Origin of the sequence: Kaistia dalseonensis (genome assembly GCF_030814715.1) — a bacterium.
GTDB lineage: Bacteria > Pseudomonadota > Alphaproteobacteria > Rhizobiales > Kaistiaceae > Kaistia > Kaistia dalseonensis.
The window spans coordinates 711,529-736,094 of sequence record NZ_JAUSVO010000002.1 but is presented as its reverse complement, the minus strand read 5'-3'; the positions used below and the strand labels follow the sequence as shown (position 1 = coordinate 736,094).

General features: G+C 66.1%; 27 protein-coding genes and 1 tRNA gene. 19 read left to right on the top strand and 9 right to left on the bottom strand.

All coding sequences use genetic code 11. The features are described from left to right. Window positions 1-26 precede the first annotated feature (26 nt). The gene (dut, locus tag QO014_RS09620) at window positions 27-524 is read left to right on the top strand and encodes a dUTP diphosphatase (RefSeq protein WP_266348461.1); all 498 of its coding nucleotides are present in this window, start codon (window positions 27-29) and stop codon (window positions 522-524) included. A gap of 57 nt (window positions 525-581) precedes the next feature. Continuing rightward, window positions 582-1,556: a cysteine synthase A gene (cysK, locus tag QO014_RS09615; RefSeq protein ID WP_266348460.1), complete on the top strand. Its 975-nt coding sequence runs from the start codon at window positions 582-584 to the stop codon at window positions 1,554-1,556. A 123-nt stretch (window positions 1,557-1,679) separates the two neighbouring features. Here the strand turns inward: cysK and hisC are convergent, their stop codons facing one another. Together hisC and QO014_RS09605 are read right to left on the bottom strand one after the other, a co-directional pair. Then, window positions 1,680-2,738, bottom strand: coding sequence for a histidinol-phosphate transaminase (gene hisC, locus QO014_RS09610; protein WP_266348459.1), 1,059 nt, complete (start codon window positions 2,736-2,738; stop codon window positions 1,680-1,682). Between the two features lie 120 nt (window positions 2,739-2,858). Continuing rightward, window positions 2,859-3,512, bottom strand: coding sequence for an META domain-containing protein (locus tag QO014_RS09605; RefSeq protein ID WP_266348458.1), 654 nt, complete (start codon window positions 3,510-3,512; stop codon window positions 2,859-2,861). 191 nt (window positions 3,513-3,703) lie between these two features. Between QO014_RS09605 and QO014_RS09600 the strand changes: the two genes are divergently transcribed. Beyond that, a complete protein-coding gene (locus QO014_RS09600; protein WP_266348457.1) occupies window positions 3,704-5,749 on the top strand; it encodes an NAD(+) synthase in 2,046 nt (681 codons plus the stop codon). Between the two features lie 9 nt (window positions 5,750-5,758). On the opposite strand, the gene QO014_RS09595 is transcribed toward QO014_RS09600, so the two are convergent. Continuing rightward, on the bottom strand, window positions 5,759-6,673 hold the full coding sequence (locus QO014_RS09595) for a LysR family transcriptional regulator (protein ID WP_266348456.1): 915 nt from the start codon (window positions 6,671-6,673) through the stop codon (window positions 5,759-5,761). Between the two features lie 168 nt (window positions 6,674-6,841). Here QO014_RS09595 and QO014_RS09590 point away from each other — a divergent pair, with 168 nt between their 5' ends. Next, window positions 6,842-7,825: an amidohydrolase family protein gene (locus QO014_RS09590; protein ID WP_266348455.1), complete on the top strand. Its 984-nt coding sequence runs from the start codon at window positions 6,842-6,844 to the stop codon at window positions 7,823-7,825. A 199-nt stretch (window positions 7,826-8,024) separates the two neighbouring features. After that, window positions 8,025-8,405 carry an SHOCT domain-containing protein gene (locus QO014_RS09585; protein ID WP_266348454.1) on the top strand — a complete coding sequence of 127 codons (381 nt, stop codon included), beginning with the start codon at window positions 8,025-8,027 and terminating at the stop codon, window positions 8,403-8,405. 51 nt (window positions 8,406-8,456) lie between these two features. On the opposite strand, the gene QO014_RS09580 is transcribed toward QO014_RS09585, so the two are convergent. From QO014_RS09580 to QO014_RS09570, 3 genes are all read right to left on the bottom strand, one after another. Next, window positions 8,457-8,798, bottom strand: coding sequence for a response regulator (locus tag QO014_RS09580; protein WP_266348453.1), 342 nt, complete (start codon window positions 8,796-8,798; stop codon window positions 8,457-8,459). A gap of 214 nt (window positions 8,799-9,012) precedes the next feature. Further along, window positions 9,013-9,180 (bottom strand): hypothetical protein, encoded by a 168-nt coding sequence (locus tag QO014_RS09575; RefSeq protein ID WP_266348452.1) that lies wholly within the window; start codon window positions 9,178-9,180, stop codon window positions 9,013-9,015. Beyond that, window positions 9,177-9,302 (bottom strand): hypothetical protein, encoded by a 126-nt coding sequence (locus QO014_RS09570; RefSeq protein WP_266348451.1) that lies wholly within the window; start codon window positions 9,300-9,302, stop codon window positions 9,177-9,179. Before QO014_RS09570 ends, QO014_RS09575 begins: the two co-directional genes overlap by 4 nt. A 95-nt stretch (window positions 9,303-9,397) precedes the next feature. Here QO014_RS09570 and QO014_RS09565 point away from each other — a divergent pair, with 95 nt between their 5' ends. From QO014_RS09565 to cobF, 6 genes are all read left to right on the top strand, one after another. After that, the gene (locus QO014_RS09565) at window positions 9,398-10,561 is read left to right on the top strand and encodes a substrate-binding protein (RefSeq protein WP_266348450.1); all 1,164 of its coding nucleotides are present in this window, start codon (window positions 9,398-9,400) and stop codon (window positions 10,559-10,561) included. Window positions 10,562-10,564: 3 nt separating this feature from the next. Further along, window positions 10,565-11,317, top strand: coding sequence for an ABC transporter ATP-binding protein (locus QO014_RS09560; RefSeq protein WP_266348449.1), 753 nt, complete (start codon window positions 10,565-10,567; stop codon window positions 11,315-11,317). After that, window positions 11,310-12,014, top strand: coding sequence for an ABC transporter ATP-binding protein (locus QO014_RS09555; RefSeq protein WP_266348448.1), 705 nt, complete (start codon window positions 11,310-11,312; stop codon window positions 12,012-12,014). Before QO014_RS09560 ends, QO014_RS09555 begins: the two co-directional genes overlap by 8 nt. 8 nt (window positions 12,015-12,022) lie before the next feature. Continuing rightward, window positions 12,023-12,886: a branched-chain amino acid ABC transporter permease gene (locus tag QO014_RS09550; RefSeq protein WP_266348447.1), complete on the top strand. Its 864-nt coding sequence runs from the start codon at window positions 12,023-12,025 to the stop codon at window positions 12,884-12,886. 2 nt (window positions 12,887-12,888) lie between these two features. After that, on the top strand, window positions 12,889-13,878 hold the full coding sequence (locus QO014_RS09545; protein ID WP_266348446.1) for a branched-chain amino acid ABC transporter permease: 990 nt from the start codon (window positions 12,889-12,891) through the stop codon (window positions 13,876-13,878). Between the two features lie 87 nt (window positions 13,879-13,965). Next, on the top strand, window positions 13,966-14,727 hold the full coding sequence (gene cobF / locus QO014_RS09540) for a precorrin-6A synthase (deacetylating) (RefSeq protein WP_266348445.1): 762 nt from the start codon (window positions 13,966-13,968) through the stop codon (window positions 14,725-14,727). On the opposite strand, the gene QO014_RS09535 is transcribed toward cobF, so the two are convergent. Continuing rightward, window positions 14,728-16,620, bottom strand: coding sequence for a heavy metal translocating P-type ATPase (locus tag QO014_RS09535; RefSeq protein WP_266348444.1), 1,893 nt, complete (start codon window positions 16,618-16,620; stop codon window positions 14,728-14,730). A 199-nt stretch (window positions 16,621-16,819) separates the two neighbouring features. On the opposite strand from QO014_RS09535, the gene QO014_RS09530 reads away from it, so the two are divergent. Next, entirely contained in the window at window positions 16,820-17,290 is a 471-nt protein-coding gene (locus tag QO014_RS09530) for a DUF3833 family protein (RefSeq protein ID WP_266348443.1), read from the top strand. Window positions 17,291-17,306: 16 nt separating this feature from the next. Then, window positions 17,307-17,696, top strand: coding sequence for a hypothetical protein (locus QO014_RS09525; protein WP_266348442.1), 390 nt, complete (start codon window positions 17,307-17,309; stop codon window positions 17,694-17,696). Window positions 17,697-17,858: 162 nt separating this feature from the next. Here the strand turns inward: QO014_RS09525 and QO014_RS09520 are convergent. Continuing rightward, a tRNA-Ala gene (locus tag QO014_RS09520) sits at window positions 17,859-17,934 on the bottom strand. A gap of 114 nt (window positions 17,935-18,048) precedes the next feature. Beyond that, window positions 18,049-18,435 carry a TIGR02300 family protein gene (locus QO014_RS09515; protein ID WP_266348441.1) on the bottom strand — a complete coding sequence of 129 codons (387 nt, stop codon included), beginning with the start codon at window positions 18,433-18,435 and terminating at the stop codon, window positions 18,049-18,051. 200 nt (window positions 18,436-18,635) lie between these two features. Between QO014_RS09515 and aroA the strand changes: the two genes are divergently transcribed. The 6 genes from aroA (at window position 18,636) to QO014_RS09485 (ending at window position 24,564) form a co-directional block, all read left to right on the top strand. Continuing rightward, on the top strand, window positions 18,636-19,994 hold the full coding sequence (gene aroA / locus QO014_RS09510) for a 3-phosphoshikimate 1-carboxyvinyltransferase (RefSeq protein ID WP_266348440.1): 1,359 nt from the start codon (window positions 18,636-18,638) through the stop codon (window positions 19,992-19,994). Further along, window positions 19,991-20,614 (top strand): (d)CMP kinase, encoded by a 624-nt coding sequence (gene cmk / locus QO014_RS09505; RefSeq protein WP_266348439.1) that lies wholly within the window; start codon window positions 19,991-19,993, stop codon window positions 20,612-20,614. The genes aroA and cmk overlap by 4 nt, the downstream gene beginning before the upstream one ends. Before the next feature lie 281 nt (window positions 20,615-20,895). Continuing rightward, the gene (gene rpsA / locus QO014_RS09500) at window positions 20,896-22,596 is read left to right on the top strand and encodes a 30S ribosomal protein S1 (RefSeq protein ID WP_266348438.1); all 1,701 of its coding nucleotides are present in this window, start codon (window positions 20,896-20,898) and stop codon (window positions 22,594-22,596) included. A 191-nt stretch (window positions 22,597-22,787) separates the two neighbouring features. Next, window positions 22,788-23,792, top strand: a complete 1,005-nt coding sequence (sppA, locus tag QO014_RS09495; protein ID WP_370877121.1) for a signal peptide peptidase SppA — start codon at window positions 22,788-22,790, stop codon at window positions 23,790-23,792. Beyond that, complete coding sequence (gene ihfB / locus QO014_RS09490; protein ID WP_266348436.1) at window positions 23,789-24,070, top strand: integration host factor subunit beta; 282 nt, start codon at window positions 23,789-23,791, stop codon at window positions 24,068-24,070. Before sppA ends, ihfB begins: the two co-directional genes overlap by 4 nt. Before the next feature lie 146 nt (window positions 24,071-24,216). Next, entirely contained in the window at window positions 24,217-24,564 is a 348-nt protein-coding gene (locus QO014_RS09485) for a lipopolysaccharide assembly protein LapA domain-containing protein (protein ID WP_266348435.1), read from the top strand. Window positions 24,565-24,566 lie beyond the last annotated feature (2 nt).

Sequence of the window (24,566 nt, the reverse complement as noted above, 5' to 3'; positions counted from 1 at the left end):
GACAGATATGCCCGAAGGAGCCTCCCGTGCCGCATGAGCCGATCGTCGAACTGAAGATCCTCGATCCCCGCCTCAGGGAATGGGGGCTTCCCGCCTATCAGAGCGACATGGCCGCGGCGATCGACCTTCATGCCTGCCTCGATGTGCCGCTTCTCGTTGAAGCCGGCGCGCCGGCCGTGCTCGTGCCGGCGGGCTTCTCGCTCTTCATGAACAACCCCTTCATGGCGGCGACGATCCTGCCGCGCTCCGGCCTCGGCCACAAGAAGGGGCTCGTGCTCGGCAATCTGACCGGGCTGATCGACGCCGATTATCTCGGCCCGATCATGGTCAGCGTCTGGAACCGCAATCCCGCCGGCTCCGCGCCGGTCGAGATCATGCCGGGCGAGCGGATCGCGCAGATGATGTTCGTTCCCGTGCTGCGGCCGAGCTTCGCCGTGGTCGACGCGTTCTCGGCCGAGACCACGCGTGGGGCGGGCGGCTTCGGCTCGACCGGCGCAGCCATCTCGACCAAGGTGGCTGGCTGAACTAATTTCACGGCAATCGGGCGCGGTCCTGCGCCCCCAAAGGATGAGGAGACCGATATGGCGGATGGCGGCGAGACGCGGGTGCCCGGGCGGGGCCGGATCTATGAATCGATCACCGATACGATCGGCGATACGCCGATCGTCCGTCTGAAGCGGATCGCGGCGGAGAAGGGCGTGAAGGCGAACCTTCTCGCCAAGCTCGAATTCTTCAATCCGATTTCGAGCGTCAAGGACCGCATCGGCGTCGCCATGATCGATGCGCTCGAGGCCGAGGGCAAGATCACGCCCGGCAAGACGACCCTGATCGAGCCGACCTCCGGCAATACCGGCATTGCGCTCGCCTTCGTCGCGGCCGCGCGCGGCTACCGGCTGATCCTCGTCATGCCGGAGACCATGTCGATCGAACGGCGCAAGATGCTGAAGCTGCTCGGCGCGGAGCTCGTGCTGACCGAAGGCCCGAAGGGCATGAAGGGCGCGATCGCGCGCGCCGAAGAGCTCGTCGCCGAGATCGGCGATGCGATCATCCCGCAGCAGTTCCAGAACCCGGCCAATCCCGAGATCCATCGCAAGACGACGGCCGAGGAGATCTGGAACGACACGCAGGGCCATGTCGACGTCATCATCTCCGGCGTCGGCACGGGCGGCACGATCACCGGCATCGGCCAGGTGCTGAAGCCGCGCAAGCCCTCGCTCAAGATGATCGCCGTCGAGCCGAAGGAGAGCCCCGTTCTCTCCGGCGGCGCGCCCGGCCCGCACAAGATCCAGGGCATCGGCGCCGGCTTCGTTCCGCCCGTTCTCGATACGTCGATCTATGACGAGGTGGTGCAGGTCGAGAGCGCCGAGGCGCTGGCGACGGCCCGCCTTGTGGCGCGCCTCGAAGGCGTGCCGGTCGGCATTTCCTCGGGCGCCGCGATCGCAGCCGCGATCAAGGTCGGCAGCCGGCCGCATATGGAGGGCAAGAACATCGTCATCATCATCCCCTCCTTCGCCGAGCGCTATCTTTCGACGGCGCTGTTCGAGGGGCTGGACTAGCACAGGGCCGAGCGGAGCCTTTTGGGGCGTTTCCGAGCGAAGGTGGGACCGGGAAGGAAACGCACCACATCAAATCGCTCGATCATTTCAGTGTTTCCCGTGAAACGATGACATGATCGAGCGCTATGCGACCAGCGTCTTCAGCGCCGCGATCAGCCGGTCGCACTGCGCGTCCGTGCCGATGCTGATCCTCAGGAAATCCTCGATCCGCGGCTTCGCGAAATGCCGCACGATGACGGATTGCGCGCGGAGCCCCTTGGCGAGGTCGGCGCCGCGATGGGCCGGGTGGCGGGCGAAGACGAAATTGGCCGCCGACGGCAGGATCTCGAAGCCGAGCTCATTGAGCGCCTCGAAGAGCCGCTGCCGGCTTGCCATCACGCGGCCGCGTGTTTCCTCGAACCAGCCCGTATCCTCATAGGAGGCCACCGCGCCGACAATGGCGAGGCGGTCGAGCGGATAGGAATTGAAGCTGTCCTTGACGCGCTCCAGCGCCTCGATCAGGTGCCGCTGGCCGATGGCGAACCCGACGCGAAGCCCCGCCAGCGAGCGCGACTTCGAAAAGGTCTGGATCACGAGCAGGTTCGGATGGTCCGCCACCAGCGGCACGGCGCTTTCGCCGCCGAAATCGACATAGGCCTCGTCGACCACGACGACCTGATCCGGGTGCGCTTCCACCAGCCGGCGGATCGCGCTGAGCGGCAGCGCGCTGCCGGTCGGGGCATTGGGGTTCGGCAGGATGATCGCGCCGCACGGCCCGGCATAATCATCGACATCGACCTGCATGGCGGCGTCGATCGGGATCTCGCGATAGGCGATGCCGTAGAGGCCGCAATAGACGGGATAGAAGCTATAGGTGATGTCGGGAAAGAGCAGCGGGCCGTCATGGTTGAGCAGGCCCTGGAAGGCATGCGCCAGCACTTCGTCCGAGCCATTGCCGACAAAGACCTGATCGGCCTGCACGCCGAGACCCACGGCGATCGCCTGGCGCAATATCGTCGCGTGCGGATCGGGATAGAGCCGCAGCCCGTCACCGGCCTCGGCCCTGATCGCCGCGATCGCGCGCGGCGAGGGACCATAGGGGTTCTCGTTCGTGTTCAGCTTGACGAGATCCTGCACGACGGGCTGCTCGCCCGCGACATAGGGCGTCAGGCGGTGGACGAGCGGACTCCAGAAACGGCTCACGGCTAGGCTCCGGGCAGGCTGGCCGGCGCGGGCAGGCCAAGGGGACAAGGCCGTCTATGTGCCAGCCGTTCGCGATCGCCGCCATAGGAAATCCGCGGGCGACGACCAGGGACGCGCGACCTATTTGGCGACGGGCGCAAACGAGGCGAGCGACTTGCCGGCTGCATCGAGCAGGATCAGCGTCCCGCCCTCGCGGCGCCACGCCTTGGTCGCGCCTAGCGCCTTCAGGAAGGCTTGCTCCTGCGCCATGGCGGGCTCGGGACAGGCCATCATCGTGGCGGAGGCAGGCTCGAAGGTGATCGTGCTGCCGTCGATCTTCGCCATGGTCGAGATCCTGTTGCAGCCGCCCGTGCCGGACACGGCGCCATCCTTGACGATCGTGATCCGCGTCTTGACGGTGGCCACCGACGGCTTTCCGCCGATCTCCGTCAGCAGCCATGCCCCGGCCGGGCTCTTGGCCTCGGCCTTGGCGGGTACGGCGTGACAGTCGGTCGGCGCCCGGCGGCCGATCGTCCAGGTCGCGTCGTCGCCCTTGCCGCGGAACTCGTGCCGGGGCGAGGCGTACCACATGCCCGAGGCCGGTCTCTGGTTGGCGAGCGGGATCGTATCGCCATTGATCTTCACCACGGCATCGCCGGATCCGTCCATGCCCTTGAAGATGATCGTGAAGACGGTGCCGTCCTGGCAGACATAATCGACGGGCTTGTCCGCAGCCGCCGCATGACCGAGGCCGGCCGCGACGAAAAGGACTGCGAGAGTGGCGAGACGCTTCATGAACGGGCCCCCGAAAGCTGGCTGGAGCGGCGAGACTCGCCCGCGAAGAAGGCGGCGCTGTGGCCGATCGCCTGCCGCGCGACGCAATCGTCATCCGGCGCTGGCTGAATGCCGCGCAAGACTGTAAGGGTTTGGAATGGCTTGCAAAGGCGAGCGCGCAATCTCCAGGACGACGAGAATCGAGTTTGGCGATGAAGGCATTCAACTCACTCTACAGTCATGATTTCATCCGCATCGCCGCCTGCGTGCCGCGCGCCTCCGTCGCGGATCCCGATTTTGCGGTCGAGGAGACGCTGGCGCTGGCGCGGCAGGGCGACGCCAACGGCACGGCCGTGATGCTCTATCCCGAGCTCGGCATCTCGTCCTATGCGATCGACGATCTCGTGCTGCAGGATGCCCTGCTCGAAAAGGTCGAGGCGTCGCTCATCCGCATTGCCGAGGCATCGCAGGAACTGCTGCCGGTGCTCGTGGTCGGCGCGCCGCTCAGGCAGGGCGGACGGTTGTTCAATACGGCCGTCGTGATCCATCGCGGGCAGATCTGCGGCGTGGTGCCGAAGAGCTATCCGCCGAACTACCGCGAATTCTACGAGCGCCGCCATTTCGCGACCGGCCTCGGCGAAGTTGGCGGCGAAATCACGATTGCGGGGCGCGTGGTGCCCTTTGGCGTCGATCTCATGTTCCGCTCGACGGGAACGGTACCCTTCACCTTCCATGTCGAGATCTGCGAGGACATCTGGGTGCCGCTGCCGCCCTCGACGCGGGCCGCGCTGGCCGGCGCCGAGGTGCTGCTCAACCTTTCCGCCAGCAACATCACCATTGGCAAGGCCGATACGCGGCGGCTGCTCTGTGCCAGCCACTCGTCGCGCACGATCGCGGCCTACGCCTATTCGGCGGCCGGTCCGGGTGAATCGACCACCGACCTCGCTTGGGACGGCCAGGCCGCGATCTTCGAATATGGCGAGCGCCTCGCCGAGACCGAGCGCTTCCCGCGCGGCGCGGTTGCCGCCACCGCCGACGTCGATCTCGGCCGGCTGCGCCAGGAGCGCATGCGGGTAAACACCTTCGGCGAATGCGTGCGCGAGGAGCGGGGGCGCATCCCACCCTTCCGCATCGTGTCGCTGACGCTGGATGCGCCAGAGCGGCCGATCGCGCTCGACCGGGTCGTCGAGCGCTTCCCCTATGTGCCGGTCGATCCGTCCCGGCTCCGGGAGGATTGCTACGAGGCCTATAACATCCAGGTCCAGGGGCTCGCCAAGCGGCTCGCGGCGACGGGACTGAAGCATGCCGTGATCGGTGTTTCGGGCGGCCTTGATTCGACGCAGGCGCTGATCGTCACCTGCCGCGCCATGGACCTGCTCGGCATCGACCGCAAGAACGTGCTCGCCTACACTTTGCCCGGCTTTGCGACTTCCGACGAGACCAAGATCAATGCCTGGGCGCTGATGAACGCGCTCGGCGTGACCGGCGAGGAAATCGACATCCGCCCGACGGCGCGGCAGATGTTGACCGATCTCGGCCACCCCTTCGCCAAGGGAGAGCCGATCTACGACGTGACGTTCGAGAATGTGCAGGCGGGCCTGCGCACGGATTATCTCTTCCGTCTCGCCAACCTCAATCGCGGCCTCGTCGTCGGCACGGGCGATCTGTCCGAGCTCGGCCTCGGCTGGTGCACCTATGGCGTCGGCGATCACATGTCGCATTACAACGTCAACGCCTCGGTCTCGAAGACGCTGATCCAGCACCTGATCCGCTTCGTCGCCGCATCCGGCGATGTGAGCGACGAGACGGCGCAGGTGCTCTATTCCATCCTCGCGACCGAGATCTCGCCGGAGCTGGTGCCGCGCACCGAAGGCAAGACGATCCAGTCGACCCAGCAGATCGTCGGTCCCTATGTGCTGCAGGACTTCAATCTCTATTACCTGACGCGCTACGGCTTCCGCCCGTCCAAGATCGCCTTCCTCTCCCATCACGCCTGGAGCGCGGCGGACAAGGGCGCCTGGCCGGTCGACATGCCGGAAGGCGACAAGCGCGCCTATACGCTGGCCGAGATCAAGCACTGGATGGACGTGTTCCTGAAGCGCTTCTTCACCAACCAGTTCAAGCGCTCGACACTGCCGAACGGGCCCAAGATCTCGTCGGGCGGCTCGCTGTCGCCGCGCGGCGACTGGCGCGCGCCGTCGGATGGCGATGCCAAGCTCTGGCTGGCGGAGCTGCACGACAACGTCCCGGACGCCTGAACCCTCGCCTCAGGCGCCCGGCGCCGGCGCCTCCGGCCGGCACACCGCCATGACGATCTCGCGCAGCCAGCGATGGGCCGGATCGGCGTCCATGCGCGGATGCCACATCGCCGATATCGCAATCTCGGGCGTCTGGACCGGCAGGGCGAAGCCGATAACGCCCTGCGCGAGCGGGTCGCCGAGGCAGGAGCGCGGCACCAGCGCGACCAGCTCCGATTGCCGCGCAATGCGCAGCGCCTCTGGAAAGCCGGGCACGATCACGACGACCTCCCGCTTGAGCCCGAGCGCCGCCAGCGCATCGTCCACTGGCCCCGAAAGAGCGCCCTTGCGCGATGCCACGACGTGGCGGCACGCCGCATAGCGTTCGGGCGTCATGGTGCCCGCGAGCACCGGATGTCCGATCCGCGCCGCGCCGATGAAGCCGTCGCGGAAGAGAAGTCGGGTGCGAACCTCCGGCGCGGACGCGCCGAGCACCCCGACCTCGAGATCGATCTGCCCATCGCGGAGCCGAAATAGGTCCTTTTCCGGCTTGGGCGCGAAGCGCAGGCGCACATGCGGCGCAGCCTCGATGACACGGGCGACCAGGGGCGCGTAGAACAGTTCCACGAACCCTTCGCTCGCCCGGATGGTGAAGAGGCGGTCGAGCGAGGCAAGGTCGAGCGTGTCGATCCGCGGGCTCAGGACCGCGCGGACGTCACGGGCAAGCTCATGAACCTGGTCGCGCAGTTCGGCGGCGCGCGGTGTCGGCACGAGCCCGCGCCCAGCGCGGACGAGGAGCGGATCACCTGTCGCGGATCGAAGCCGCGCCAGCGTGCGGCTCATGGCGGATGCGCTCAATCCGAGGCGACGGGCCGCCCCGGTCACGCTCCCTTCGGCAAGCAGCGCATCCAGCGCCGGAAGCAGGTTCAGGTCCAGATCGTCCATGGCCGAACACTATCGCATTGCCTGCTCCAGACCTAGCGTCTGGCGCAACTACACTGTGTGCTCCATGCGTCTGGCGCCTGTCGACGTCACCGCGCATAGTGATGGGCAATCCGATGGGCGATGAACGCCGCACGTGATGACCGTGCTCCCGGCATAGGAGGCGACCCGATGAAACTGATCGGTATCGAAGAGCACTTCCTGACGACCGAAATCGGCGCAGCCTGGCATGCTATCGGGCTGGACGCGGTGGATCCGAGCGTGGCGTTTCATGCGGGGAAGATCGAAGGGCGTTTGCTCGATCTGGCCGATGACCGGCTGGCCCTGATGGACGAAGCGGGGCTCGATGTTCAGGTGCTATCGCTGACGACGCCCATGCTGCACGATCTCGGGCCGGCGAGCGTCGACCTGGCGCGGCGGACCAATGATGCGCTGGCGGCGGCGGTTGCGCGCCATCCGACCCGTTTTCAGGCGCTGGCCACATTGCCCGTAGCGATACCGGAGGAAGCGGCGCTGGAACTCGAGCGCTGCGTCCGGACGCTCGGCTTCAAGGGCACGATGCTGTGCGGGAGGGTCGGCGATCGCCACCTCGACGATGCTGCTTTCTCGCCGATTCTCCACTGCGCCGAGTCCTTGGGCGCGCCGATCCTGCTCCATCCGCGCACACCCCCGGCGGCTGTCAGGGAGGCCTATTATTCGGGCATCGGCCCCGTGGTCGACGCGGCCTTCGCCACCTTCGGCCTGGGTTGGCACTATGATGCGGGCATTCAGTTCATCCGCCTGGTTCTGGCCGGCACCTTCGATCGCATGCCGGGCCTGCAGGTGATCCTGGGCCATTGGGGCGAACTGGTGCTGTTCTATGCCGAGCGCCTCGCCGCCATGGACCGCGTGTCCGGGCTGGACCAGCCGATCGCGACCTATCTGCGCCGGAACCTCTGGGTGACTGCGAGCGGCATGTTCCTGCCGCATTACCTCGAACGCGCCGCCGCGATCGTCGGGGCGGATCGTCTGCTCTTCTCCACCGACTTCCCCTACCAGTATCGCCCCGGCGGCGATGCGCGGCGATTTCTGGAGACTTGCGGTCTCGACGAACCGGCCAGGGCCGGCTTCGCCCATGGCAATTGGGAGCGCCTGACCGGGCAAGGCGCGGACTAGGGGTGCTCTGCCCCGGCCATCGGTCGAGATTTGGTGCAGCCTTTTCGGGGCGGAGCGGATGCCGCTTCTGGTTGAAGCCTCGGTCTATGAAACCGGGCAAAGCTGGCTTATTGATCGACAACTTGCGTTCCGGCTGCCAACTCCGGCGGCATCGAGCAATCAACCCGCTCGAAACGGCGCAATATTGGGGAACACGATCATGATTTTCGAAGGCGGCTTCACCTTCAGCAATTTCATCGCAGATATCTTTGCGATCTTCATCTTCATTCTATGGTTCTGGCTGCTGATCACCGTCACGAGTGATCTGTTTCGCCGCCACGACGTGTCCGGCTTCGGCAAGGTCCTGTGGGTGATCTTCCTGATCATCCTGCCCTATATCGGCATCTTCGCCTATCTGCTGACGCAGGGACGCGGCATGGCCGAGCGCAATGAATCGCGCGCCAAGCAGGCGCAGGAGCAGCTCCGCCACATTGTCGGCTACAGCGTCGCCGACGAGATCGAGAAGCTCGACAAGTTGAAGGCTTCGGGCTCGATCACGGAGCAGGAATACACCCGCCTGCGCGCACGGGTCGTGCAGTAATCCACGATCGGACGCCGTCCTCTGGGGCGGCGTCCTTCTGCCTGTCCCGCGTCAGAGCATGCGCTTCAGTGTCTCGGCGACGGCTTCGATCTCGTAGGGCTTGGTGAAGAACACGCTGCCGCGCGGGAGTTCCGCTTCCGGAGGGCGGCGATGTCCCGAGACCACGACCAGCCGCACGGGCGGCCAGCGATCGCGCACGGCATGGGCGAGCCGCACGCCGTCCATCGAACCCGGCATGTCGATATCCGTCAGCAGGATATCGATCTGGGGCTTCGTCTCCAGCACGGCCAACGCCTCGTCGGCATTTCCGGCCTCCAATATCTGAAAACCGGCATCCTGAAGCGCATCGGCCGTCACCAGCCGAAGGAACGGCTCGTCTTCAACGACGAGCACGGTCGGTTCGCTTGGGAGCCTTTGGGGTATCATTTGCCGTATCTGCCTCACTCACAATGCACGGCGACCACAAGGGCTGGCCACCGGTCAGGTTCACTCAACACGCGAGGGACGATCTCGTTCCAGGAGGTCCCCGCGGCACATTGCCGGCTTGGTCGACGGCGGGGTCGACGCGCGCTTTCGCGACACGGTTTGGCCCGATCCCTCGGCCGTCCTAGCCGGCTCCGGGATCGACATCGCGCTCCTTGACCGTCCGATCCGGCAGCGCGCCCGTACCGGGTGTGAGCTCCGGATTGGTGAGTTCGGGCTTGTCGTGCGGGCCGGCGGGCGAGGGGCGCTTTTCCAGAGGATCGACGGGCAGGACGGGCTCGGTGCTGGTCATGAATTCTCCTCTTCGGCCATCTCGTGCGAGAGATAACGACCGGACGGGCCGTGGGTTGCCTCCGGACGGGACCAGTCGCGCATCGGCAGCATGAACGATCGGTCGCGAATCTTGTTGCGCAAGGGCTTTGGCCTCCCTTAATCATTAGTAGGCCAACGAGTTTATCGGTCGCGCGCAGCTCTTGCGCTCCAGAGAATTTCGATCAGAGGGGGTTCGAATGACGTCGCTTACGCGTCGCACGCTTCTCAAGACCGGCGCCGGTGCCGCGCTTGCCGCCACGCTGCCCATGCCCGCGCTGCTCGCGGCCGAGCCGATCAAGATCGGCGTGGTCCAGCCATTCTCCGGCGGACTCGAATTGTTCGGCGGCCAGGCCAAGATCGGCCTCGATCTCGCCGCCGCCGAGATCAATGCCGCCGGCGGCATTCTCGGCCGCAATGTCGAGCTCATCTATGAGGACGACAAGACCGATCCCAAGACCGCGGTGGAGCGCACCACCTCGCTGATCCGCCGCGACAAGGTCATCGCCGTCTCCGGCCCGATCACCTCCAACAATCGCGACGCCATGATGCCGACGCTGTCGCGCGCCAAGGTGCCGCTGCTCTACGCGACCAATTACGAGGGCGGCGGCTGCGACCGCTATCTCTTCTCCTTCAACACCGTTCCGAACCAGGAACTCGAGAAGCTCCTGCCGATCATGAAGGATCAGGCCGGTTCGAGCTTCTATCTCTTCGGCGCCGATTATGTCTGGCCGCAGAAGATGTTCGAGACGGCCACCACGATCATTGGCGGTATTGGCGGCACGGTCGCCGGCAAGGAATTCACGCCCTTCGGCGTCAAGGATTTCGCGCCGGTCATCCGCCGCATCCAGGATTCCGGCGCCAAGGTGCTGGTGTTCGCGCTTCCCGGCGCCGACGGCATCACGTTCATCCGCCAGGCGGAGGAACTGGGCCTGCTGAAGACGGTGAAGGTCGCCTTCCTCGGCTTCGGCGAGCTCTATCTCGGCGCCTTCGGCGCGGGCAAGGCGCAGGACATGTGGGTGGCGCTTCCGTTCACCCAGGCGATCCAGACCGACGCGGCCAAGGAGTTCGTCGCCAAGGTGCGCAAGCAGTCGGGCGCCGATACGCCGGTCTCGCAATATGTCTTCACCCATTACGTCTCGCTGATCGCCGCCAAGGCTGCCTTCGAGAAGTCCGGGGCGATCGACAGCGAGGCGCTGGTCAACGGCCTTGAAGGCATCGTCGTCGACAGCCCGACCGGCAAGGTCACAGTCGGCAAGGACCATCACGTCACGCTCGAAATGTTCACGGCCAAGACCGAAGGCGACGGCATGGTCGTCGTCGACGATCTCGGCCAGATCGCGCCGAAGTCCGGCTGCGCCTAAGCGATGCAGGACGCCGCCGAAGGGAACGCGACCTCTGGCGGCGCTCCCTTCCTCGAAATCATTTCGCTGGTGAAGAGCTTCGGCGGCGTTCGCGCCGTCGATCATGTCGATCTCGTGCTCGATACGGGTGCGATGCGCTGCATCATCGGGCCGAACGGCTGTGGCAAGACCACGCTCTTCAACCTGATCACCGGCTACCTGCCGCCCTCATCGGGCGACATCCGCTATCGCGGGCAATCCATCGTCGGGCGGCCGCTGCACAAAATTGCGGCCGACGGCATCGTGCGGAAGTTCCAGGTTCCCTCGGTGTTTCCGGAAATGACGGTTGAGGACAATATTCGCGCGGCCGCCGGTGTCCGGCATGGACGCAGCGTGGCCTCGCCCGCCGAACTCCTCGACATGGTCGGGTTGACGAAGAACCGCCGTCACATGGCCGGGACGCTCTCACATGGCGAGAAGCAGTGGCTGGAGCTCGCCATGGTGCTTTCGACCGCGCCGCGCCTGATCCTGCTCGACGAGCCGGCGGCGGGCATGACACGCACCGAGAAGACCGAAACCGTCCGCCTGATCCATGAGATCCGCCGCGAGACCAATGTCGCGGCGCTGGTGATCGAGCACGACATGGCCTTCGTCGCCGCGCTCGATTGCCCGATTTCCGTGATGATGCTCGGCCGCATCGTCGCCTCGGGCGACTATGACACGGTGCGTCGCGACCCGCTGGTGCGCGAAGCCTATCTCGGGGCGGTGAATGGCTGATCGCGCGGATGGGCTCGTCATCGAGGGGCTGGTCGCCGGCTATGGCGGCGGCATCGTGCTCGACGGGATCTCGCTGGCGATCGCGCCCGGCGAGGCCGTGGCCCTGCTTGGGCGCAACGGCGTCGGCAAGACGACCTTGCTCAAGACCATCATGGGGCTGATCCGCCCGAGCGCGGGAGCGATCTATTTCGCCGGCAAACGAATCGATCGCCGCGCCCCCTTCGAGATCGCCCGGGCGGGGATCGGCTATGTGCCGCAGGGCCGCGAGGTCTTCCCCGATCTGACCGTCGAGGAGAATCTCTTCCTCGGCGACCTCACGGCGAAGAATGCCGATGCGGTCTATGCCCATTTTCCGGCGCTGGCGGAAAAGCGGCGCGAGCCCGGCGGGCGGCTCTCGGGCGGGCAGCAACAGCAGCTCGCCATCGGCCGGACGCTGATGGCCAAGCCGCGCCTGCTCCTGCTCGACGAACCGTCGGAGGGTATCCAGCCCTCGATCGTCGCCGAGATCGGCCAGATCCTGGCCGGCATCGTCGCCGCGACCGGCATGGGGCTGATCCTCGTGGAACAGAATCTGGACATGGCGACGCGGCTCTGCAGCCGCGCGCTCTTCGTCGATCACGGCCATGTCGTCGGCGAGGAGCCCACCGCGGCGCTCAAGGCCGATCCGCGCCGCGTCGATCCCTATCTCGCGCTCTGAGGACAGCCATGGAACGTCTCGCCATCGTCCTGCTCGACAGTTCCAACGCCGTGCTGGTGCTGATGCTGGTCTCGCTCGGGCTCGCCATCATCTTCGGGCTCATGAACGTCATCAACATGGCGCATGGCGAGTTCCTTATGCTCGGCTGCTACGCGCTCCTCGCGCTCACCGAGGCCGGCCTGCCCTTCTTCCTGGCGCTCGCCCTCGCGCCCTTCATCGTCGCGGGAATCGGGCTCGTCGCCGAGGAATTGCTGATCCGACGAACCTATGCCCGGCTGCTCGACACAATCCTCGCCACCTGGGGCCTGTCGCTCTTCCTGCGCCAGGGCATGGTGCTGCTCTATGGTCCCGGATCGCATGCCGTCGCCGTGCCGGATGTCGGTTCCGTCGATCTCTTCGGCACGCCCTATCCGGTCTATCGGCTGATCGTGATGGCGATCAGCATCGTGACCATCATCGCCACCTTCTACGTCTTCTTCCGCACGCGCTTCGGCCTCGCCGCGCGTGCCGTCATCGCCAACCGCACCATGGCGTCCTGCCTCGGCATCGATACGCGGCGGCTCGACCGCATCACCTTCGCCTTCGGCTCGGGTCTGGCGGGCCTTGCCGGCGCCGCCATGGCGCCCCTGATCTCGATCGATCCCAATGCCGGCCTCGGCTGGATGGTGCCCGCCTTCCTGTCGATCCTCGTCGGCGGTCTCGGCACGATCTCGGGGCCGCTCGCGGGCGCGGCCGGCGTCGGCGCCGTCGACAGCCTGACGGCGGCCTTCACCTCGCCTGTCTGGGCGCAGCTCGTCGTCTTCACGGCCGCGATCCTGGTGATCCGCCTGTTCCCGAACGGCCTCGTCTCGCGCGCCAAGCGGGAGGCATGACGATGAAGCTCTCCTCGGCCACACTGGTCGGCCTCGTCGCGCTGATCTTCTTCGTGGTGCTGCCCTTCATCGTCTCGGACTGGGTGGCGGCCGATTTCGGCATCTATTTCGCCTATGCCCTCTTCGCCGTCAGCCTCTGCTTCGTCTGGGGCCATGCCGGGCTGCTCTCGCTCGGCCATGCGGTCTATTTCGGCATCGGCGCCTATGCGATGAGCCTCGTCACGCTCGGCATGGTGCCGGGCCTGCCGGAGCTGCACTCGACGTGGGTTGGTCTTGCGGCGGCGATCGTGCTGTCCACCGTCGCGGCTGCGGTGGTCGGCTGGTTCTTCTTCGCCAATCGCGGCCTCAAGGGCGCCTTTCTCGGCATCGTCACGGTGGCGCTCGCCGTCATCGTCGAGCGGCTCGCGATCAACTCGTCCTATCTGGGTGGGATGAACGGGCTGATGAGCGTGCCGCCGATCACGCTCGGCCTCAATGGCGACGGTCCCGAGATCTACGATCCGCTGCCGATCTATTATATAGGCCTCACCCTGCTCGCCGTCGCAATCGCGGCGATGATGCGCGTCTCCGCGTCACGCTTCGGCGTCTCGCTCGCGGCGCTGCGCGAGAACGAACTGCGCCTCTGGACGCTCGGCCATGATGTCGCAAAGCTCAAGATCGCGGCCTTTGCGCTGTCGGGCGGGCTCGCCGGGCTCGCCGGCGCCTTCTTCGTCGTGCAGTTCGGCTTTGCCGCACCCTCGCTGATCGGCTTCTCGCTCTCGGCCGACGTGTTGATCTGGGTCGCGCTCGGCGGCCGCAACGCGCTCATCGCGGCAGCCCTTGGCGCTGTCGCCGTGCGCTTCCTCGAAAGCCGCCTCTCCAACCTGATGGGCGCGACCTGGCCGCTGGTGCTCGGCATGGTCTTCATGGCCTCGGTGATCTTCTTCCCCAAGGGCATCTTCGGCGAACTGATCGACCGGCTCGATCGCTGGCGCGACCGCGCCAATGGCTGATGCCGCGTGCATCGGCCCGCGACGCGCGCTAAGCCTGTCGCGCGGCCGGGATCGACCGGCCCGCGACAGACGCGGATCCTCGACCACATGCGCAAGCTCCTGATCATCGGCATCGGCGCCGGCAATCCCGATTTCGTCACCATCCAGGCGATCAAGGCGCTGAACCGCGCCGACGTCTTCTTCATTCCCAACAAGGGGGCGGAGAAAGCCGAGCTGCAGCAACTGCGCCTGGAGATCTGTGAGCGCTTCATCGATGATCGCGACTATCGCTTCGTCGACGTGCCGATGCCGAAGCGCGAGGCCGCCGGCAGCGACTATCTCGGCGTGGTGCGCGACTGGCACGAGCGCATCGAGGCGAGCTATCGCGAGGCGCTGACGCGCGAGCTCGACGAGGACCAGTGTGGCGCCTTCCTCGTATGGGGCGATCCCGGCCTCTATGACAGCACGATCCGCATCATCGACGCGCTCCGCGCCAACGGGTTTGCGCTCGAATACGAGGTCATTCCCGGCATCAGCAGCATCCAGGCGCTGACGGCGAGCCATCGCATTCCGCTCAACATGATCGGCGAGCCGGTGCTCATCACCACCGGGCGGAAGCTCGCCGAGGGCATGCCGGCCGATATCGGCACGGCGGTCGTCATGCTCGATGGCGAGCAGACCTTCGCCCGGCTGGCAGCCGAGGACCTCGACATCTATTGGGGCGCCTATCTCGGAGCCGAGGGTGAGACGATCATTGCCGGCAAGCTCGCCGAGGTCGCCGACGAGATCGCGGCCACGCGCGAGAGGCTGCGGCAGGCGCATGGCTGGATCATGGACACCTATCTGCTGCGCCGGCCGAAATCGGGCTGATCACGCGGCCAGATCGGTTCGCTTGTCGGAGGCCTGCGCCGCCGTCGGGGTGGAACCCCATCCGTCGCTGCGGGCGCGCAGCGCGTTCAGGATCACCGCGACGTCGATGACCTCCTGCAGCAGCGCGCCGGCGACGGGCGGGATCAGGCCGAACGCGGCGGCGACCATCGCCAGGCCGGACAGAGTGAGGCCCACGACGATGCTCTGCAGGGCGATCGACCTTGCCCGGCGGGCGATCAGCACGGCATCAGCGGCGAGTTCCAGCCGGTCGGCGAGGATGACCACATCGGCCGCTTCCGACGAAGCCGTCGCCCCGCGGGCGCCCATTGCGACGCCGACGGTCGCCGCCGCCAGAGCCGGCGCATCATTGATGCCGTCGCCGACCATCATCGTCGGCGCCAGCCGCTTCTCGGCCGCGATCGCCTCGACCTTCTGCGCCGGGCTGCAATCGGCGATGATGGCATCGATATCGAGGCCCGACCCGATCGCCTGCGCCGCCGCGTCGTCATCGCCCGTCACCATCAGCGTGCGAGTGACGCCAGCCGCCCGCAATCTCGCGATCGCGGTTGGCGCATCCGGCCGGATCGCATCGCCCATGACGAGGATGGCGGAGGGGACGCCGTCGATCGCGACGAAGACCGTCAGGATCGGCTGATCGTGAAAGGGCGTGAGGAACTGTTCCGCCCAGCTCGGCAGTTCCGTCGACCCGGCGATGAGCGCGCGTGAACCGGCGCGGATGGCACGTCCATCCACCTCACCCTCGAGGCCCGAGCCGCGATATTCCTTGACCCGCGCCGGGTGGCTGAGCGGCGTCCCCTTGACGTGCGCGGTCTCGACCAGGGCCGCCGCGAGCACATGATGCGAGGCCTGTTCCAGCGACGCGACGAGACGGAACGCCTCCTGCGCATCGACATCGGGCGCCGCGCCGATCGCGATCAGCCGCGCGCCGCCCTCCGTCAGCGTGCCCGTCTTGTCGAAGATGACGGTGCGCACCTGGGCCAGCGCCTCCAGCGCCGCGCCGCCCTTCATCAGCACGCCCACCCGCGCCGCGCGCGAGACGCCGCCGATCAGCGCCACCGGGGCCGCGAGGATCAGCGGACAGGGCGTCGCCACGACGAGGACGGCCAATGCGCGCACCGGATCGCCCGAGACGAGCCAGGCGAGGCCGGCAATGAGCAGCGTCGCCGGCAGGAGCAGCAGCGCGAAACGATCCGCCATGCGGATGAACGGCGCCTTCGCCGTCTGCGCGGCACGCACCATGCGGACAATACCGGCATAGGTGCTCTCGTCCGCCGTCGCGGTCGCCCGAAGCTGGAACGCCTCGCCGGCATTGACCGTGCCGCTGCGCACGAGCTCACCTTCGCTGCGCCTGACCGGTATGGGCTCGCCCGTCACGGCGGATTCGTCGATCAGCGCCCCGTCGGCGATGATCTTGCCGTCCACGGGCAGGAGCTCGCCGGCCCTGACCAGCAGATGATCGCCGATCGCCACGTCGGCGACGGGAATGTCGCGGACCTGATGGTCCTCGCGCCGATGGGCGATGCGCGGCGTGCGATCGGTCAGCGCCTTCAGATCGCGCTCGGCACGGCCGCGGGCGTAATCCTCCAGGAGATTGCCGCCGGAATACATGATTGCGACGACGACGCCGGCGAGTGGCTCGCCCAGCGCGAGCGCCGCTGTCATCGCGACGAAGGCGATCGCATCGACGCCGACCCGGCCCACCAGGAAATCGTGCACCATCGAATAGAGCAGCGCGACGATGACCGGCGCGGTGGCGACAAACCACGAGCGATCAGCGCCGACAGGAGAGCCCGTCAGGAACAGGACGAGCCCGGCGGCAAGGCCGGCGATCGCCAGGATGAACAGGGCCCGGTGCAGCAATGTCTCGTTCAAGCGCGGTCCTCGATTCCTGGTCGGCGCCCCCGTCGCGGAGCATTGTTACAGCATCTGAGCCCTATCAGACGATCGCACCATGCGGCGGATCAAGTCCGCTGATCCAAAGCCGTGCTCGCGCCGTATCGAATCCGAACGCACATCAGGCTTCGGGAGGTGTCGCATGCGCCGTGCACGGATCTTACTGATCGGATTCATCATGACCCTGATCGCAGGGACGACGTCCGCCCTGGCGCGGGACTTCACCCTGGAAGGCTATTTCACCGGCAGGACATCGGCCGTCGGCTGGTTCAGCGCCATCAACGGCGTCAAGCGCGGGTTCAAGGTCGACCTGCACGGGACATGGAACGGCAAGACGCTGACGCTGGTCGAGGACTTCGTCTATGACGATGGCGAACGCGACCGGAAGACCTGGCGCTTCCGCAAGACCGGCCCCGGCCAATATAGCGGCACGCGCGAAGACGTCGTCGGCGAGACGCAGGTGACGATCACGGGCGATACGGCGCGCTTCAGCTATCTCGTCGATCTGGATTCCAAGGCGAAGAAGAACCGCGTCCGTTTCCACGATACGATGAAGCTCCAGGACGACGGGACGCTGGTCAACACGGCCTCAGTGACCAAGTTCGGCTTCCCTGTGGCCAAGACCCGCGTCGTGTTTCACCGCCCGTGACGAGGAGGAACCGATCATGCGGACACAAGCGATCTCCGCCCTCGCCCTCGGGCTCGCCGCCATCGCCATCGAGCCCGCCGCCGCGCGAGAGTTGAGCGGCGCCGAGATCAGGGAACTGATCCGCGGCCGCGTCGTTCGGCTCAACACGCCCTTCGGCGTCGCGCTGCCGCTGCATTATCGCAATGACGGCACGGTCGTGGGCGACGTTTCGCGCTTTTCAGCGGCAAGGATGCTCGCGCCAAAGGAAGAAGGGCGCTGGTGGATCCAGGGCGACGCGATGTGCCAGCAATGGCCCAGTTGGTACAATGGCCGCCGCTTCTGCTTCGAAATCCGTTCGCTGGCGCCCGACAAGATCGCCTGGACCCGCGACGATGGCGCGAAGGGAACCGCGGTCATCGACCCCTAGCCGCGGCATGCCGCGCTGATCGGTCAATCCGCGCCAGCCATCTGGCGTGACATTGAGCTGTGGGGTCTCGCGGGAAACCCCGCCGGCCGGCCGCGCAAGGCTGCAAAAAGAAAAAGGCACCGTACACGGTGCCCTTCAATCGTCTTGCGCACTGAGGAAGACTGGTGGAGCCAATCGGAATCGAACCGACGACCTCTTGAATGCCATTCAAGCGCTCTCCCAACTGAGCTATGGCCCCGCCGTCTTCAGCGGAGGAGTTGGGACCCCTCCGGCGCGGCGGATACTTATGCCGCGCCCATTTTCAAATCAAGTGCCAATCGACGTTTTCGATCGGAGCCTGTGGATAGCCGCCTTACGGCTCCTCGTCCTCGACGCCGCCGATGATGTCGGCCACGTCGTCGCCTTCCTCTTCCTCTTCCTCGATGAAGACGTCGGCCTCGTCGTCGACGATCTCGACATCCTCGTCGTCGACTTCCGTCGTCACGACGCCGCCGGCGGTATCGTCATCGGCCTCTTCCAGGCTGATGAACTCGGCGCCCTCGGGCAGCTCGTCCTCAACCTCGTCTTCCTCGACCGCCTTCGCCGGAGCCGGGCGCGCCTTTGCAGGCCCCGTCTCGAAGAAGGAGCGAGGGTAGGATTGTCCCGTGAAGGGCGAGACAATGGGGTCCTTGTTCAGGTCGTAGAACTTCTTGCCCGTCTCCGGGTCGACCCGCTTTGTGCCGAGTTCCGCTTTCGCCACGTCGTGCCTCGTCGGTTAAAAGAGCCGGCCTCCCATAATGACTCGGATCGGCTCTGTCAAAAGCAATTGTCGGGCCGCATTCTGTGTGCTGTGGCGGCGATGCAGTCGCCGTGCTATCCGACGGCCCATCCGGATCGTGCGCCACGTGCTGAGCGTAGCCTAGATTCGCGCGAAACCCGAGCGCCGCGAGGAGCCAGATCATGTCGTCCGACGCCCGCCGGTCCACCGCTCTGAAAGCGCACGCGGCGCCCCCGCTCACCGGGCGCATCCGCGTTCCCGGCGACAAGTCGATCTCGCACCGCGCCCTGATGCTCGGCGCGCTCGCAATCGGCGAAACCACGATCGAGGGCCTGCTGGAGGGCGGCGACGTGCTGGCCACGGCGGCCGCGATGCGCGCCTTCGGCGCCAGCGTGGTTCAGCGCTCGCCCGGATCCTGGACCGTCAGGGGTCTCGGCGTCGGCGGCTTTCTGGAACCCGAGGACATCATCGATTTCGGCAATGCCGGAACGGGCGTGCGCCTCGCCATGGGGCTCGTCGGAAGCCAGGCGATCGCGGCGACCTTCACGGGCGATGCCTCGCTGCTGCGCCGGCCCATGGGCCGCATCCTGGACCCGCTGCGCCGCATGGGCGTGCAGGTCATTGCCCGCTCGAAAGACAGGCTTCCCCTGACGATCAAGGGCCCCGACGTGCCGCTGCCGATCGAATATCGCCTGCCCGTGCCGTCGGCGCAGGTGAAATCGGCCGTGCTGCTCGCCGGGCTGAACACGCCCGGCACCACCACCATCATCGAGCCGGTACGCAGCCGCGACCATACCGAGCGCATGCTGGCCGCCTTTGGCGCCGCAATCGAGATCGACCAGAATGACGAGGGCGACCGCCTGATCCGCATCGAGGGCCGGCGCGATCTGAAGCCGCAATCGATCGTCGTGCCGGGCGACCCGAGCTCGGCCGCCTTCCCGATCGTCGCGGCCCTGCTGGTTCCGGGATCCGACATCACGATCGAGGCTGTCCTGCTCAACCCGATGCGCACGGGCCTCATCGAGACGCTGATCGAGATGGGGGGCGACATCGCCATCGAGAACCGCCGGACGGTCGGCGGCGAGACCGTGGGCGATATTCGCGTCAGGGCGAGCCGCCTCAAGGGCGTGGTGGTGCCGGCCGCGCGCGCACCCGCCATGATCGACGAATATCCGGTACTCGCGATCGCCGCGGCCTTTGCCGAGGGGCAGACGGTGATGGAAGGCCTGAACGAATTGCGCGTGAAAGAATCCGACCGCATCGCCGCCGTCGCCGCCGGGCTCGCCGCCAACGGCATCAGTTTCGAGGAGGGGCCGGAATCGCTCGCCGTGACGGGCGGTGGTGATTCGATCGGCGGCGGAACGGTCTCGACCGCGCTCGATCACCGCATCGCCATGAGCTTTCTGGTGCTCGGCCTCGCCGCGGGCAAGCCGGTCACGATTGACGATGCCGCCCCGATCGCGACGAGCTTCCCGGAATTCCGGGCGCTGATGACGGGCCTCGGCGCCCATTTCGAGGATGTGGAAGAGAACGACGCATGATCATCGCGATCGACGGACCGGCGGCCGCCGGCAAGGGCACGCTCGCGCTCAGGCTCGCAGACCATTACCGGCTCAATCATCTCGATACGGGGCTGCTCTATCGCGCGATCGGGCGGATCATGGCCGATCGCGGTCTCGATCTCGACGACCCGGTAGCGGCCGGCGCCGTCGCGCGGACGCTCGACCCGGCCGATCTCGGCCATGCCGACCTGCGCGGCCGCGAGGCGGGCGAGCTCGCCTCGCGCGTTGCGGTTCATCCCGAAGTGCGGTCGGCGCTCGTGGCCTTCCAGCGCGATTTCGCGCGCCGGGCCCCCGGCGCCGTCCTCGATGGCCGCGATATCGGCACGGCGATCTGTCCCGATGCCGAGGTCAAGATCTTCGTCACCGCCTCGCCGGAGGTCCGCGCCCGTCGCCGCACCGACGAATTGCGCGCCAAGGGCCGCAATGTCGACTATGAGCGCATCCTCGCCGAAATCCGCGAGCGCGATGCGCGCGACAGCGGCCGCTCCTCCGCGCCTCTGAAACAGGCGCCGGATGCCGCAGTGCTCGATACCAGTGCACTCGACATCGACAGCGCCTTCGAGGCCGCTATTGCGATCGTCGAGGCAAAACGCGCTTAAAATCGCGCAAAATCGGCTCCGGAACGGCAGAATCCGGCCCGTTTAACCTTGTCGCGCCAGAAGAGTCCCTATATAGACGCCCAAGTCTGAAGGGACCCTCGCCTGGCGCGCCTGTTTTCGCGCCCGATCATGGTCCCTTTGGTCAAGCAATCGAGATCCGATCCGGAAGCGTCGGTCCGCCCCAAGCGGCAGCCCCGATTATCTATCGCCGGGCAGGATGGGATTTCGATCAACGCAACACGAACCGCCGACGCACGCCAGACATGGCACCAGGAGCTTTCATGGCAGTTACCAATCCCACTCGTGACGATTTCGCCGCCCTGCTCGAGGAATCGTTCCAGAACGAAGACCTCTTCGAAGGCAGCGTCGTCAAGGGTACGATCGTCGCGATCGAAAAGGACCTCGCCGTCATCGACGTCGGGCTGAAGACCGAGGGCCGCGTCGCTCTCAAGGAATTCTCCGGCCCCGGCCGGGACACGCCGCTGAAGGTTGGCGACGTCGTCGAAGTTTATCTCGAGCGCGTTGAAAACGCCCTCGGCGAAGCCGTTCTCTCGCGCGACAAGGCGCGCCGCGAAGAGAGCTGGGTCCGTCTCGAGGAGCAGTTCAACAAGAACGAGAAGGTCACGGGCGTCATCTTCAACCAGGTCAAGGGTGGCTTCACCGTCGACCTCGACGGCGCCGTTGCCTTCCTGCCGCGTTCGCAGGTCGATATCCGCCCGGTGCGCGACGTCGGCCCGCTCATGCACACGCCGCAGCCCTTCCAGATCCTCAAGATGGACAAGCGCCGCGGCAATATCGTCGTTTCGCGCCGTACCGTTCTTGAAGAGACCCGCGCCGAGCAGCGTTCGGAGCTCGTGCAGAGCCTCGAAGAGGGTCAGATCATCGAGGGCGTCGTCAAGAACATTACCGATTACGGTGCGTTCGTTGACCTCGGCGGCATCGACGGCCTGCTGCATGTCACCGACATTGCATGGCGCCGCATCAACCATCCGACCGAGGTGCTCTCGATCGGCCAGACCGTCCGCGTGCAGATCATCCGCGTCAATCACGAGACGCACCGTATCTCGCTCGGCATGAAGCAGCTCGAGGCCGATCCGTGGTCGGGTATCGAGGCGAAGTATCCGGTCGGCGCCAAGTTCTCGGGCCGCGTCACGAACATCACCGATTACGGCGCGTTCGTGGAGCTGGAGCCGGGCATCGAAGGCCTGATCCACGTCTCGGAAATGTCCTGGACCAAGAAGAACGTCCATCCCGGCAAGATCGTCTCGACCTCGCAGGAAGTCGAAGTGGTCATCCTCGAGGTGGATCCGGTCAAGCGCCGCATCTCGCTCGGTCTCAAGCAGACGCTCGCCAATCCGTGGGAGAGCTTCTCGGAGAAGTATCCGATCGGCTCGATCGTCGAAGGCGAAGTCAAGAACAAGACCGAATTCGGCCTGTTCATCGGCCTCGACGGCGATGTGGACGGCATGGTCCATCTTTCGGATCTCGACTGGAACCGTCCGGGCGAGCAGGTCATCGACGAGTACAATCGCGGTGACATGGTCAAGGCCCAGGTTCTCGACGTCGACATCGAGAAGGAGCGCATCTCGCTCGGCATCAAGCAGGTCGGCGGCGATCCGTTCGTCGAGGCTTCGGGCGATATCCGCAAGGGCGCCGTGGTCACCTGCGAGATCCTCGCGGTCACCGAAGGCGGCCTCGAGGTCAAGATCGTCGACAGCGACCTGACGACCTTCATCCGTCGCGCCGATCTTTCGCGCGATCGGTCGGAGCAGCGTCCGGAGCGCTTCGCGGCTGGCGAGAAGGTCGACGCCCGCGTCACCAACTTCGACAAGAAGGCCCGCAAGATCGCCGTCTCCATCAAGGCGCTTGAAATCGCCGAAGAGAAGGAAGCGGTCGCGCAGTTCGGCTCGTCGGATTCGGGTGCTTCGCTCGGCGACATCCTCGGCGCAGCGCTCAAGGCGCGTCAGGGCGACGGCGAGTAATCGCCTCTCCCCGCTGAAGCGGTAAATCGAGAACGCCCCGGCTGGTCCGGGGCGTTTTCTTTTTCGCGCCTCAAAATCGCAAGTCGCGCCAACCATTTGGCTGACTGCGCGTTTGATTTCGGCCGCCAAAGCGGCTAACCCCATGACGCGGGGTCTCGGGCGGGTTCTGGATCGACGCGAAGACGGAGGCCATCGGCATGGACGCCGAAGACATCATCGACCGGCGACGACTGCGACGGAAGCTCTCCTTCTGGCGCGTGCTCGGGCTCATCGCCATTGTCGCGGCGGTCGCCGGCGGCATCGTGATCGCGATCGGCCCCGACAAGATCGGCGAGCGCTCGCGTCCGCATATCGCCCGCCTCTCCATCAACGGCTTCATCGCGCAGGATCAGGCGGAGCTCGATTTGATCCAGAGCATCGCCGACAGCGATGCCGTGCGCGGGGTCATCGTCTCGATCGATTCCGGCGGCGGCGCCACGGTCGGAGGCGAGTCGCTCTATGACGCGATCCGCAAGCTCGCCGCCAAGAAGCCGACCGTCGCCTCGATCAAGACCGTCGGTGCCTCGGCCGCCTACATGACGGCGATCGCGACGGATCATGTCGTCGCCTACAGGAGTTCGATCACCGGCTCGATCGGCGTGCTGTTCCAGTCGCCGGAGATTTCCGAGGCGATGGCGAAGCTCGGCATCAAGCTGACCGAGATCAAGTCGTCACCGTTGAAGGCCGCGCCCTCGCCCTTCGCGCCCGCCTCACCCGAGGCCACTGCCGTGATCGAGGGGCTGATCCGCGATTCCTATGACTGGTTCGTCGATATCGTCGCCGAGCGCCGCAAGCTCGATCGCCCGACGGCCGTGCGGCTCGCCGATGGCCGGATCTATTCCGGCCGGCAGGCGCTGGCCGCAGGCCTCGTCGACGAGATTGGCGGCGAGGACCAGGCTGTCGCCTGGCTCGCCAAGGCCAAGAGCGTCAATGCGAGCCTCCCGATCGTCGACTGGAAGAAGGAAGAGCCCTCGCGCGCCTTCTCCTTCGCGCATGCGGCAGTGACCTGGCTCGCCGTCCAGGCCGGGCTCCCTCCCGAATTCGTACGGGCGAGCGGGATCTCCGACCTGATCCCCGCACGGCTTAACCTTGACGGGCTCATGTCGGTTTGGCAGGCTCCCGTCCCTCTGAATGACGCTGGGGGGTTGCAGCGGTGATCAAGTCCGAACTGGTACAGAAAATCGCTGAGCAGAACCCGCATCTCTATCAGCGGGATGTCGAGCACATCGTGAATTCGATCCTCGACGAGATCATCGACGCGCTGGCGCGCGGCGACCGGGTCGAACTGCGCGGCTTCGGCGCGTTTTCGGTCAAGAACCGACCGGCGCGCCAGGGCCGCAATCCGCGCACCGGCTCCAAGGTCGAGGTGACGGAAAAATACGTGCCCTTCTTCAAGACGGGCAAGGAGATGCGTGAGCGTCTCAACGACGCCTGATTTCGGCGCTAGAGCCGGGACCGGGTCGCTAGAGCATCGGACCGAAAAGTGGAATCCGGTTTTCGGGTCGATCCGATGCGAAGACAAAGAGATAGATCGCCTTTGCGTCCGGCAGGACACGTGGCGATCTAGAACAGGACCATGCGATGAAACGGCTGATTGCCATTCTGATCCTCGTGCCGCTGGCGATTATCGTCGTGGCGCTTTCGGTCGCCAATCGCCACGCCGTGACGCTGTCGCTCGATCCGTTCAATGGCGAGGCGCCGGTGCTGGCGCTGACCATGCCGCTCTTCGTGCTGATCTTCGCGACTCTCGCAGTCGGCACGATCATCGGTGGGGTCGCCACATGGTTAGGCCAGGGTCGATGGCGTCGCCAGGCGCGCGCGATGAAGCGCGAGGCCAGGACGGTCCGGCGTGAGAACGAGCAGTTCAGGACCGTCACCAAGGCCAGCCCGGCGACCACCCTGCCGACGGTGCGCAGCAACGCTGCCTGATC

Coding starts and splice junctions, on each gene's coding strand:
- cysK (WP_266348460.1), top strand. CDS start 582: ATGGCGGATGGCGGCGAGACGCGGGTGCCCGGGCGGGGCCGGATCTAT.
- QO014_RS09485 (WP_266348435.1), top strand. CDS start 24,217: ATGAAACGGCTGATTGCCATTCTGATCCTCGTGCCGCTGGCGATTATC.
- QO014_RS09555 (WP_266348448.1), top strand. CDS start 11,310: ATGGCTGATCGCGCGGATGGGCTCGTCATCGAGGGGCTGGTCGCCGGC.
- QO014_RS09590 (WP_266348455.1), top strand. CDS start 6,842: ATGAAACTGATCGGTATCGAAGAGCACTTCCTGACGACCGAAATCGGC.
- cobF (WP_266348445.1), top strand. CDS start 13,966: ATGCGCAAGCTCCTGATCATCGGCATCGGCGCCGGCAATCCCGATTTC.
- QO014_RS09575 (WP_266348452.1), bottom strand. CDS start 9,180: ATGACCAGCACCGAGCCCGTCCTGCCCGTCGATCCTCTGGAAAAGCGC.
- cmk (WP_266348439.1), top strand. CDS start 19,991: ATGATCATCGCGATCGACGGACCGGCGGCCGCCGGCAAGGGCACGCTC.
- QO014_RS09525 (WP_266348442.1), top strand. CDS start 17,307: ATGCGGACACAAGCGATCTCCGCCCTCGCCCTCGGGCTCGCCGCCATC.
- QO014_RS09595 (WP_266348456.1), bottom strand. CDS start 6,673: ATGGACGATCTGGACCTGAACCTGCTTCCGGCGCTGGATGCGCTGCTT.
- QO014_RS09530 (WP_266348443.1), top strand. CDS start 16,820: ATGACCCTGATCGCAGGGACGACGTCCGCCCTGGCGCGGGACTTCACC.
- QO014_RS09560 (WP_266348449.1), top strand. CDS start 10,565: ATGCAGGACGCCGCCGAAGGGAACGCGACCTCTGGCGGCGCTCCCTTC.
- rpsA (WP_266348438.1), top strand. CDS start 20,896: ATGGCAGTTACCAATCCCACTCGTGACGATTTCGCCGCCCTGCTCGAG.
- QO014_RS09565 (WP_266348450.1), top strand. CDS start 9,398: ATGACGTCGCTTACGCGTCGCACGCTTCTCAAGACCGGCGCCGGTGCC.
- QO014_RS09585 (WP_266348454.1), top strand. CDS start 8,025: ATGATTTTCGAAGGCGGCTTCACCTTCAGCAATTTCATCGCAGATATC.
- QO014_RS09605 (WP_266348458.1), bottom strand. CDS start 3,512: ATGAAGCGTCTCGCCACTCTCGCAGTCCTTTTCGTCGCGGCCGGCCTC.
- QO014_RS09600 (WP_266348457.1), top strand. CDS start 3,704: ATGAAGGCATTCAACTCACTCTACAGTCATGATTTCATCCGCATCGCC.
- QO014_RS09545 (WP_266348446.1), top strand. CDS start 12,889: ATGAAGCTCTCCTCGGCCACACTGGTCGGCCTCGTCGCGCTGATCTTC.
- aroA (WP_266348440.1), top strand. CDS start 18,636: ATGTCGTCCGACGCCCGCCGGTCCACCGCTCTGAAAGCGCACGCGGCG.
- QO014_RS09550 (WP_266348447.1), top strand. CDS start 12,023: ATGGAACGTCTCGCCATCGTCCTGCTCGACAGTTCCAACGCCGTGCTG.